We start from the raw sequence: 11,450 nt of genomic DNA on the forward strand, positions 1-11,450 counted from the left end.
TTCTTTCTATCGTCACAAGACGAAAGAGACTCGTTAAGTAAACTTGACTGCCCAATTGAACCAATTGATCACTGATAATACCCGTTCCTTTAGGAACGGGTAAATGGGCTTGCACATGTACTTTCGTATTCTTCTTAATCCGAGAAACGAAGAAATACCCGTCCCAATGCATTTGATCAAATTGAGCGAAATCAAGATAGCCACGATCAAAAACGTAAGTAGCCAGTGGCTCATTAATAAAAACTTCTAAGTGTTCATGATCATGTTCAGAAGCAGGAGATACTTCAAATTGTTCAGGGTGCACCCAACTTTCATTCATGAAGCAGACTTTTAAATGTAACTTTATGCCAGCTTTTGTCGGTCTAAAATGCGCCCATGGATAGGAATTCTTGCTAAATGAAAAGGTTGTGGAATCAATCAGATAGAGTTTTTCTTTCGACTTTACCTTCGTCTTTTTATGCACAAGAGAAAGTAAATGATTAAAAACCTCCAGTAATACACTTGGTTCAAGTGCCCGTAGGGCACGAGAAAGCTGAGAGTAACTGATAGAGTCTATCCCCATTACTTTTTTCAAATTCGGATTGACAAATTGTTGGTCTAGGTGTCGTAAACTTTAGGTTTCATCGTTAATGGCATACAGAAAGAGCTTTATTACTTTCTTAAATGTCAATTTCTTTGCATAACGATCAAATTGTTCGATGGCTTGACGAGAATCTAAGCTTAATTGTTCTAATTTAATATACGAAAACCATTTATTTATTGTCATTTTTGTTTTATACTTATCCATGCATAGATCCTTTGTATTGGTCTTGGATAAGTCATCCAAGTACTAGTATAAAGGATTTTTTTATGCCATGGAACAGGTTAATATTTTAATGCAACACTAGTGATGGTTTTTATATCTTTCTTTTTCTTCTTCTTGAGATAAATAATCTAAAGGGTCCAACATGACTGAAAAACAGTTGTCACATTTATAATATTTCTTATTTTTAATTTTGTACAATAACTTTGTTCTTGAACTGCAAAGCGAGCATTGGATAGATTTTATCAATTGATTCACCGCTTTCTATAAGTGGATTTCACCTTCATCTCACTCATATGGCTGTGTGTTTTCAGCCCTGTATTGTCCTTATATTTTAAATTCATACTATCCCTTATTTGATTGGTTAAAATATTTTTTTGCACATTATAGGGAGTCTTATCATTAAAGTAAAGTGCCTTGGAGTTGATGATTTTCCCAGTTTTTTTGTCTGTAATAATAGGCACAAAACCAATATGCTTCTTGTTAGCTCGATGGTAGAGCTTCTCTAGATGCATAAAACCATTATAAATCTCGCCCATTATTTGACCATCATCATCATATTCAGCATCAGGAAAAATCATGACTTGCTTTCCTTGATTTAGTAAATCAATACTCTGTGTTAAAGTTTTTGTGATTTTTCTTGATTCTCTATAAACAGGAATTGCTTTTGCTGATTTTATCAATGGTGGAATGAAGAGACCACAAAGAACTGCCATTATAAAGGCAAGTATCTTTGGTAATTTTATGATTTTTTTAAAAGTATGTTGATAATACATGTTGAAACATTCTTTAAAAGTAAAAAGGTGAGAAACCACCCAAAAATGAACTGAATCTGGTAGATATAGCATACAAGAGACTGGACCATAGAAATTTTGATGATGTCCTACCAATACATTTTCTTTTGAAAATATTTTTTTATCAACCATCACTTCTCTTTTCATAAAACAAGCAAGAATTTTTCTTACCACTCTAAAGTATATGCCTTTTGTTTTTTTAGATGAATTTTCCCTAAAAACCCATCTCATCTGAGTTTGATAACTAAAAATACCCAAGGAAATATCGGATATCGTTTTTGCTATAACCTCATTGATAGCAAAAACATCATTGATAATATAAATCATGCTGGCCGATGAAGTTAGAAGGCCTAACCAAAGAATATAATATTTTATTAGATAGCTTCTCTTCTTACTGTTTCCTCCCAGAAAAAGCACTTTGTTGAGCCTGAAATTAACAAGTGATGACAGAATACGAGCCGTTACACTTGCCATTAAAATAGCCATTCCCGTTCCAAAAATAGGTTTTGCAAAAAATAGTATGATTGCAAATATACTAAGATCAAGCATTGCAGATAATCCAAAATTTCTAAAGTAGGTCGCAGCTTTTTTAAAATGGATTCCCATCACTTTAGCTGAATACATAGCTTTTTCTCACTCTCACTTTATGATTGTGCTTCTGTTTTTTTTTTATGGTGATTTTTTTTATTTGATTTTTCCCCATACATCCGGACACCAGTATGTTCTGTTTCTTTCCAGTCAACCGTCTTCTTAAATAGAGACACTGTTTGTAATGGAATAAAGCTAATCACAAAAAGTGGGTAGAGCAAAATGCCTGCAATCACATTTCTCGAAAATTTCAACCGTTTTTCAAAAAATAAAACGATTAGGGCCGTGGATAAGATATATATATATCCTCTTAAAATGGTCATGGGTAAAGAGTGAATAAAAGCCATTGGTCTATCTATTATTCCTAGCAATAGGACAAATGGAATCACTGCTTGAATATAGGCAAAAGTAAATTGTATCAGAGTGTCTAGCGAATATTTTGCACTTTCTTTCCGAAACAATCCCCTTATTAAATCATTAAATTTCAATACCAGTACCTGCATGATACCACTCATCCAACGCTTTCGTTGAATCAAAGATGTCATAAACCCAAGAGATTGTTCATCATAGGTAATGGCATCTTCACAAAATCCTATTTTTTCTCCACGGGCAGCACAAATAGCAAAGAACTCAGCATCTTCTGTTATTGTTTCTGTCTTAAATCCATCGATTTCTCGCAAAAAGTCACTTGTTACCGCAAAGCCTGTCCCAACTAGTCTCGCCGAAAGTCCTATCCGAACCCTTGCTCTATTCAAAAACAAATTAGCAGTACAAAAATGTATATCATAGCACATTGCAACCCATGAATCCTCGCGATTTTTTGCAAATATTCTGCTCTTTGCTACTCTTGAACCATTGCAAAGTGTTTTATTCATTGATGATACAAATTCTGGACACGCTTCATTGTCTGCATCAAATACTAAAAAGGCATCATATTGTTTGTCGCTTTTTAATAATTTATCTGTTGCAAACCTTAATGCATCGCCTTTATAATTCACATTCTTTGGTGCTTCCATAACATAAGCACCCGCAGTTTTTGCAACCTCTGCTGTATTGTCCGTACAATGATTTGGTATTACAAAGACATCTATTAATTCCTCAGGGTATTCTTGATGCTTTAAACTATCAACAATTCCTGAGATACAGTTCTCCTCATTTCTTGCTGCAATAAGCACTGCAAATCTAAGCTTTTTATTGGTTTCTTTTTCTTTCTTTTTCCCAAATATTGAAAATATAGATATAAAGATAAAATATATAGCATATATTTTACATAAATTAATAAACCAAATGTAAATGATCTCTAGCATATCAATATCCTTCCTTGATTAATTTAATACTAGTAAAACTAATATTATGTCTATAAAATAAAACCCTGAAGGCTTTTCCAAAAGACCCTATAAGACACAAATTGACTAGTTATATATATTCCCTAAATTCCACGTGTGTTTTTTATTAGCTTCAAAAATCACTATTTCACGAAGAATTTAGACTGCTTCTCACACATTGTGACATTATTTACAACCACCTTTCAATCATTTTTGATAAATCATTGATTTCATCTTTGCTGCAATGATACTTAATAAACTCTGCAAGTTATCCACAGAGCAACACTCAATTTTATTGATGATATTCTTATTATACCAGACATTTTTCATACACTCCCTTGTACGGATAGTTTTCCGACAACTTCATGATTACATATCTTGCGGTTTTGATTATTTTTGCTGCAAGAAATACATACTTCAAACGAAAGGTCTTTATTTGCTGTCTGTATTCTGAAGAGTCCAAGGAATCAAACTTGAACAACAAAAATAGGTTATATGAAAGCATCATCATTTGAAACACGGCTTCATTCGCCCAAAATGACTTTAGCAAGAGATGACCCACCGCCATGTCGTATTTGGCTTCTTTGATATAGTTTTCAGCATTACCACGCTTTTCATAGTATATAACTACTTTTTCAGAAAGCAAGGTAGTATTTGTTACAAAGAAAAAGTAGTCGTATTCGGAACCTTCTAAAAGTGATAATTGTGCTCTTTCTTTTTCTGGTTTCAGTACGCGAGATACGACAAATCTTCTGTCTTTTTCCCATTTAACTAATTTTGTATACAGTTCTGTAGTTTCTCTACCTTCTTCTCCTTTAACGAATACAATTGATGAATTCGTTGCTTGTGAGGTGAGTGTAGAATAACTTTTGGCTTTAATTAAATATTTGCATCCAAGAGATTCTATCGTTTCGATAATTTTTTCATCAAAGTAGCCACTATCCATTCGAAATAAAATTTCTAAATCGTCTGATTTGATGTTAGCAACAATTTCTTTGATCATTTCCGCAGCACCGTTTGCAGTGTAAGTATTGCCACTTCTTACAAATCCGGTAACATATGCTTTTAATTCGTCGCAAAATGCAAATTGGATATTGTAGCATCGGTTTCCCAGTTTCTTAGGATTATATCCTTTTGACGCACCTTCTTGATGACCTTCTACGTTAATTACACTACTATCAATATCAATCGTAATGGATGTCAATTTACTTTTAGTGAGCAGTTTTTTAAAGACTTTAAAATTAATGTCTCTAAACATTTGGGTTGTCTTGAAGTTGAAGTTTCCTAGAAACCGTGACACTGTTTCAGGTTCTTTTACGGAAATATCAAACTCGTTGACGAGGGGATCATTTTGAAGTAGCTTTAGACGTTCTAACTTATCAATGCCAATGAAGTGACCGCAGAGCATGGTCTTTATATGATTCATCTTGATTTTATTTGTTGAGTCATTATCAAATACGAGGTCATTTTCAATAAAATCAAAAATCCCATTGCTTTTTGCATTCTCAAGGAGCAGAAAAAGACCTGCATTTGATGTTAGATTCTTAGCTTTGAAATCAATTTTATTAATCATAATTAATGTCTACTGAATAATTAACAAACCTTATCATAACAGCGTTTTTAGATGTTTTTTGGTATAATAGATGCATGGAATCCAGCGCAAAACACCAAAAACCCGTGCACTTTTTTCAAAAATGATACGAAGAGGCGATGAAAATGTACAAAAAGCAGACAAATCGGCAATTAACCATTTATGACTTCGATCAGCCATTGGGCCTGACGATGAACCCAGAAAACCGTTGGGTCAAAAAAGCGGATTCGATTCCCTGGTCAGTCATTGAAGATAAGTACGCTGCTCTGTTCAACAGTGACAGAGGAAACATCGCCAAACCGTTAAGGATGGCACTAGGTGCCTTGATTATTCAAAGCGAATTTCAGTATGCAGATACCGAAGTCGTCAATCAGATTCGCGAAAATTCCTATCTGCAGTACTTTGTCGGACTACCCTCTTATAAGGATGAAAAGCCGTTCGACGCTTCTTCGATGGTGCACTTCCGCAAACGTCTCTCGTCCGAAATTCTGATTGAAATCAATGAATTGATCCTCAAACCTATAGATGATGGAGCAGATGATAATGACAATGATGATGACAATGATGCATCAGGATCTGAGAATGAAGGGACGCTAATTCTAGATGCCACTTGCGCGCCTTCAGAAATCAAGTTCCCGCAAGACACGGAACTGTTGAACGAATGTCGGGAAAAGTTGGAAGGCATCATCGATGTAATCTGCGAAGCAAACCACCTTCCCAAACCCCGCACCTATCGGAAAATGGCCCGAAGGGATTATCTCAACATCGCGCGCAAGAAAAAGAAAAGTGGCAAACAAATTCGCAAAGCCATCGGCAAGCAACTGAACTACATCCGGCGGGATTTAGGTTACATCGACGCATTTCTGGAGCAAGGTTATACGCTAGGAACGAAGCAAGCCGACCTGTTGGGGACTTTGCGGAAATTGTATGAACAGCAGCTCTACATGCACACAAGCAGGACGCACAAAGTGCAGGATCGCATCGTCAGTATCAGCCAGCCGTTTATCCGCCCGATTGTCCGTGGAAAAGCCAAGAATCCAGTGGAGTTCGGAGCCAAACTGGACATGAGCATAACCAATGGGTACGCCCGACTCGAAAAAATTTCCTTCGATGCCTACAACGAGAGCGAATGCCTCATAGTTGCGGTGGAACGCTACAAAGAACGGATGGGAGTTTATCCTGAACGAGTTTTGGCGGATAAAATATACCGAAATCGCACAAACTTGAGCTACTGCAAAGAACTCGGAATCCGATTATCCGGACCGTCGCTCGGCAGGCCCAAGAAGGATCAAAAGATTGACAAAAAACAAGAATACACTGACAACTGTGATCGAGTAGAGGTCGAAAGAGGCTTCAGCCTGGCGAAAAGAAAGTTCGGGCTCAGACTTATTCGAACACGCCTTGAAGAGACCAGTCTGTGTGTAATTGCTTTATCCATCCTTACAATGAACCTGTCCAAGGTTTCATTGCGCATTTTTTTGACTCTCATCCAACGGATGAGCTTACCCAGAATTGAACCCCTGGTGAACCCGTAAGCTAAAAATGGGGATTTATTCAGCAGGCATTAATTAGAGCCATATTATTTACGTATTTCCAATCTGGAACAACTAGCAAGCTACAACAAATGAAAAGTAGAATCAATAAAAATGACTATGAAATAACAGTTGATATGCTCAACCAAATGAACGACCTCAGAGTAACTGACGGTAAGATCGAAGATATTTTAAACTCAGAAAAAGGTGGTAGAGTTGCTGGAGAAGCCTTATTTTATCTTAGCCTTGATTGGAGAAAGAAACATATTAAATATGAACAAGACCACCTTCATCCATACGAAAGATTTGATGGGAACAAGCCAATATCTGTTTCTATGGAAGATTGGAAAAGGTGGAGAGGTAATAGGAATAGATTGGCAAACTTACATTTATTAGAGGGTAGAAGTAATGCCAGCAAGAGTGATATGAGGCTTGCTGATTATTATAATGATATGAACGATGAGCAGAAATCTGAATTTCGTAAGCAAGCTATCATTCCAAATGAGTTATCGTTGGAATTGGAATGCTTTGATGATTTCTATGAAAAGAGAAAAGCAATATTGACAACAAGAATACGTCAGTTGCTTGAATAAGGAGGTCGACAATGACAGCAGAATTAGATAACACTTCTGATAACCAGGATGGGGAAAGAGTTGATAAAGTAGCATGTAAGCCTCTTATGTTATTTAAGACTGACATTGATAGATATGGTAGAGATATTACGGCCATGAGTGAATTCTTTGACGAATACGTTCAGCAGATGTCTTTGACTTTAAGGGAGCAATCAACTTTAGAGAATGTCTCTGAACTGCCTGTTGCCAATCTGGGAATAATAAATGATGTCATACATCAAGCTGATGTAATTATGCGAGGGAATATAACTTTGCTTCCTGATTTTGAGAATTTGCCTCTTGATATTAAATCCAAGTTGAAAAAAGGACTATACAAGGTAGGAGAATCAAAACAGGTGGATGGAAATCTAAGAGCAGTAATTTTAGATGAAAATGATGTGAGAATTAAAGATATTACATTGAAAAAGGTTATTAACGATTCAGGAAATATTGAGACTGTAAGAAGTATTGGGAATCAACTTCAAATGCGTCAAATATATGCAAAATTGACAGATATACAAGAATTCCAAACATATCAGCTTGAAAAAGATAGAGACAGAGATATTATTGTTCCATTTTTAGATGCAAGGGAATTAGTATTAGAGGCAGAAAATAAAGAGTCTGACGATGAACGCGTATTACTATTGAAAGAGGCTGACGGGAAAATTAGGACTGCTCTAAATGCAATTTATGCAGATATTGAAACAACATCAAAGAGGTTTGCAAGACTCACAAATATCCCTTTTGTACAATTTGGGAATCCATTGAATCGATACATGGGGTACCTAACGAGCGACTTCCAAATTGCAACAAAATTTGTCGGTGTGCGTATGCAGCTTTTAGAGCATATGGGGGATGGAAAAACTGCAAAAACTGTATTACAGCAGTACCAGCATGTTATGTATGATGTATTGACAAAGCCGGTAACAAGAAAAGGCTTATCAACTGCAGAGCTGATGCATGATTACTTTCCATACAATAAAACAAATATGAATTGTTGGTATACTTTTTCAAAGGAAATGCGACCAGCTTTAGAGTCAGGTATTAAGACTTTGGAATTAAGTATGAATGGTGAATATAAGAATGATGTATTTATAGTTTCTGTGGAGGATGTTTACGATGGAGAATAAGAATAAATCAGAAAAAAATTGTCCGTGTGGAAGAATTATCACTGATCCAAAAAATAAAACGGGACTTTGTCCAAAGTGCCAAAAAACAGGAGTTAATATAGTAAGCGCATTAGGCGTAGCGGGCATTGTATTTTTAGTCAAAAAAAACGGTGGCAAAATCATTAAGAGTACTTTCGACGTAGTTAAAAACATAAAGAAATTTTAAGTTCTCAAAGACTAATAATTTTAATCGGTTCCAGATGTGATTTTATATTGATGATACTGAGGAGGATGAAGAAAATGTCTGATATAAAGAATGCATATGATCAAGTTGTAGATTTTCTAAGCAATGAAAGCGAAAAAACATTACTGTTGCGAGGAATAGCTGATAAGGAAAAGCATCAAGTCCTTCTAAAAGCACTCAATGCCCAGGGGGAAATGAAAGGATTAATCAATCTAATTCATACATCAAAAAATGGTATGGAGGACTTTTTCCGATGGGCAGAACTCTATAAAGTCAAAGTGCCCCAAAAATATGGGCAGGGAATGAAATTGTCAAATCTAAAAATATTCTTTAATAATTTAACCACTAAAAGTAATAGTGATAAATATGATGATTATGCTTTCGATTTTATGATTGTATGGCCGATACAAAGTGTAACTAAAAATGAAAAAGAAATTCAGATGTTGAAAGAAATGGCGGGACGACAAAAAACTAAGAAGATTATTTATTTAACCATTAAGGAACCTTGGTATAATCCTGACTCCTTAGAGCCTATTGTAGATCGAACAATAAAATTGGATTGTGAGAACGATGATCCTGTAGAGTATAAGCGAATATTAGCTGCTTACGATGAGGATATGAAGAGCCGCTGGTATTAAGTATGTTTAAGAAAGTTGGTTATGATTCTGATAAGATAAGAAATGTCAATTATTAGAAGAGGGTATTCCATACTATTTTCTATAGTGGCTAAACTCTTTTGATATTTTCCCACATACGACTGACAATCTTAGATATGTTTCCCAGTACGAGCATTGATAAAAAATGAACTAATGAGAATGAAATTGACAGCTATGACCTCATCTCCAAGCATATAGAAACAGTTGTGCAAATTGTTTTGAGTGGTACAGTTATTTAGAGATACAGGAAGCCGCCCTTTTTTCTCATAAATGAGAAAATATGGTCATCATAATCAAAAAAACTCTCCGCATTTCTCACGGAGAGTCTTTTTGAATTCTATACATCTACATTTTCTGCGCTATAATTGATTGGCTCGGTGGTTTCCCAGGCTTTTGCGGCTTTTAGCAATTGTTTTTCAGACAAGTGTTTGCCAAGAAACTGCATACCTACTGGTAAGACGTTGGAATCAAGCCCCATCGGTACGGATAAGGCAGGGATGCCTGCCAAGTTTGCAGGTGCTGTAAAGCGCATGGTATGTTTGGTCAACTCCAAATTTTGCGTTGCCCAATCATCCTTGTAAGCCGGTGTCGTAATCGGCACCGTTGGCCCAAGCAAGAAATCGACTTCTTCAAAATCTATCTTAAAGGCTACGGTCAATTCTCTGCGGGATTGTTGTGCTTTTAGATATTGGGTGGCGTCTAGAGATTTGCCAAGTGCTAAAAAGGTTCGCACATCATCTTGGAATCCTTCCAGACTCGATTTGACCAACTCATCGTTGTAGGTTGTCAATTCACTCGCCATCGTCACGTAATCAGAAAAAGCCGATAGAGACAATTCTGGGATATCAATCTCTTTTACGTTAGCTCCAAGTTTTTCTAATTTCTCAATCGATTCGCGAAACAATTCTTCGACTTCTTTGTCTAAACCTTCCATCTAGGCGGTCGGCACTCCGATGGACATGCCTTCAATACCTGCGTTGAGATCGGCAGTGAAATCTTCATCCGGCAAGTCCAAGCTGGCAGGATCGGAGGGATTGTATCCAGCCATGTAGTTCATCATCAACGCCAAGTCGGATACGGAGCGGGTGATCGGTCCCGGATGATCCAGTGACCAGGCTAGAGTAATCACACCTTCCGAGCTGACACGTCCGTAAGTCGGCTTCAGTCCATAGACGCCGCTCATAGCAGCCGGCACTCGGTTGGAACCGAATGTATCGGTACTCGTCGTGATGGTCGACAGTCCGGCGGCTAATGCAGCGCCGCTTCCGCTGCTGGAACCACCCGGCATATAGCCCTTTTTCCAAGCGTTATGGTTAGTTCCGAAATGCACATTGGTTTCGTATGAGCCGGTGCCGAGTGGAAACATGTTCAGTTTCCCAAGCACAATTGCGCCTTCCTCCAACATACGTTTAAGGGAAAAGGCCGTTTTTGTTGGGATATGGGCTTCCAATAGTTTCGCTCCGGCTGTGGATTTAATACCTTTGGTTTCATAATTATCTTTAATAGCCAAAGGAATTCCGTGCAACGGCCCTTTGTAGTTTCCGTTTTGGATTTCTTCTTCCGCTTTTTTTGCTTGTTCGAGCGCTTGGTCCGGCAAGACTCTGATATAGGGCTTCAGCTTACCGTCGAGCTTTTCAATTCCATTAAGGAACTGTTGGGGGAGTTCGACCGGGGCTACCTCGTCTGCTTCAATTAATGGTGTGAGTTCGGTCGTCGTCATAAATACCAAATCTATCATTGATTGATTTCCTCCTTGTCAAAAATAGTAATGGGTATTTGTTTAGCTATATTGGGAAAGTTTTCTAGTTGCTTTTCTGTTTTCTTTAGGTGGTCCATCATCATTGCCATATCTGCCAGGTTTACTTTTTCTACATCGACACCTTTATCAGCCAATAGATCTCTTATTTTTAGTGTATTGACAGTCATTAAAGATCCACCTTCAAAGTTTCATCCTGATTGGTTTAGTGCAGTGATTATTCTAATAGTGCCTTTACAAATGAGATGCTCGATAAATAGGAATACTAGGAGAAGGGAGCTAGTTTAGTGAAGTAGTATGTATCTGACGAGTTCGTTTTTAAAACTGTTGAGAAAGATACAGTTTTTTTCATTACAATTTGAAGTTAGTGTAAAATAAACCTCGGTATTTGATATAATTGGACAAAAAGAAACGAGACCTTTAATCTTAAAGTTACCACACA

The 11,450-nt window shown here is 36.9% G+C and carries 11 protein-coding genes and 1 pseudogene; 5 read left to right on the forward strand and 7 right to left on the reverse strand.

Annotated elements, in window-relative coordinates; genetic code table 11:
* The 5 genes from C3945_RS11175 to C3945_RS11195 all read right to left on the reverse strand — a co-directional run.
* A partial coding sequence (locus C3945_RS11175; RefSeq protein ID WP_237585552.1) for a transposase occupies positions 1–562 on the reverse strand: 562 nt, incomplete at its 3' end.
* Positions 563–613: 51 nt separating this feature from the next.
* Complete coding sequence (locus tag C3945_RS11180; RefSeq protein WP_161879737.1) at positions 614–787, reverse strand: hypothetical protein; 174 nt, start codon at positions 785–787, stop codon at positions 614–616.
* A 269-nt stretch (positions 788–1,056) separates the two neighbouring features.
* Positions 1,057–2,220, reverse strand: a complete 1,164-nt coding sequence (locus tag C3945_RS11185; protein ID WP_091266169.1) for a GtrA family protein — start codon at positions 2,218–2,220, stop codon at positions 1,057–1,059.
* A gap of 20 nt (positions 2,221–2,240) precedes the next feature.
* On the reverse strand, positions 2,241–3,491 hold the full coding sequence (locus tag C3945_RS11190; protein ID WP_161879738.1) for a glycosyltransferase family 2 protein: 1,251 nt from the start codon (positions 3,489–3,491) through the stop codon (positions 2,241–2,243).
* 328 nt (positions 3,492–3,819) lie between these two features.
* Positions 3,820–5,082 (reverse strand): IS1380-like element ISEcp1 family transposase, encoded by a 1,263-nt coding sequence (locus C3945_RS11195; protein ID WP_000608644.1) that lies wholly within the window; start codon positions 5,080–5,082, stop codon positions 3,820–3,822.
* Positions 5,083–5,225: 143 nt separating this feature from the next.
* Here C3945_RS11195 and C3945_RS11200 point away from each other — a divergent pair, with 143 nt between their 5' ends.
* The 5 genes from C3945_RS11200 (at position 5,226) to C3945_RS11220 (ending at position 9,234) form a co-directional block, all read left to right on the forward strand.
* A complete protein-coding gene (locus C3945_RS11200; protein ID WP_161879739.1) occupies positions 5,226–6,635 on the forward strand; it encodes an IS5 family transposase in 1,410 nt (469 codons plus the stop codon).
* Between the two features lie 89 nt (positions 6,636–6,724).
* A complete protein-coding gene (locus C3945_RS11205) occupies positions 6,725–7,225 on the forward strand; it encodes a hypothetical protein (protein WP_202623362.1) in 501 nt (166 codons plus the stop codon).
* Positions 7,226–7,236: 11 nt separating this feature from the next.
* Positions 7,237–8,373 carry a hypothetical protein gene (locus C3945_RS11210; protein WP_202623363.1) on the forward strand — a complete coding sequence of 379 codons (1,137 nt, stop codon included), beginning with the start codon at positions 7,237–7,239 and terminating at the stop codon, positions 8,371–8,373.
* The gene (locus C3945_RS11215) at positions 8,363–8,578 is read left to right on the forward strand and encodes a hypothetical protein (RefSeq protein ID WP_161879740.1); all 216 of its coding nucleotides are present in this window, start codon (positions 8,363–8,365) and stop codon (positions 8,576–8,578) included. The genes C3945_RS11210 and C3945_RS11215 overlap by 11 nt, the downstream gene beginning before the upstream one ends.
* Before the next feature lie 74 nt (positions 8,579–8,652).
* Positions 8,653–9,234: a hypothetical protein gene (locus tag C3945_RS11220; protein ID WP_161879741.1), complete on the forward strand. Its 582-nt coding sequence runs from the start codon at positions 8,653–8,655 to the stop codon at positions 9,232–9,234.
* A gap of 355 nt (positions 9,235–9,589) precedes the next feature.
* Here the strand turns inward: C3945_RS11220 and C3945_RS12015 are convergent.
* Both C3945_RS12015 and C3945_RS11230 read right to left on the reverse strand, forming a co-directional pair.
* A pseudogene (locus C3945_RS12015) lies at positions 9,590–10,990 on the reverse strand (amidase).
* Positions 10,987–11,178, reverse strand: a complete 192-nt coding sequence (locus C3945_RS11230; protein ID WP_161879742.1) for a hypothetical protein — start codon at positions 11,176–11,178, stop codon at positions 10,987–10,989. Before C3945_RS11230 ends, C3945_RS12015 begins: the two are co-directional and overlap by 4 nt.
* Positions 11,179–11,450 lie beyond the last annotated feature (272 nt).

Source organism: Alkalibacterium sp. MB6 (assembly GCF_009935905.1).
Classification (GTDB): Bacteria; Bacillota; Bacilli; order Lactobacillales; family Carnobacteriaceae_A; genus Alkalibacterium.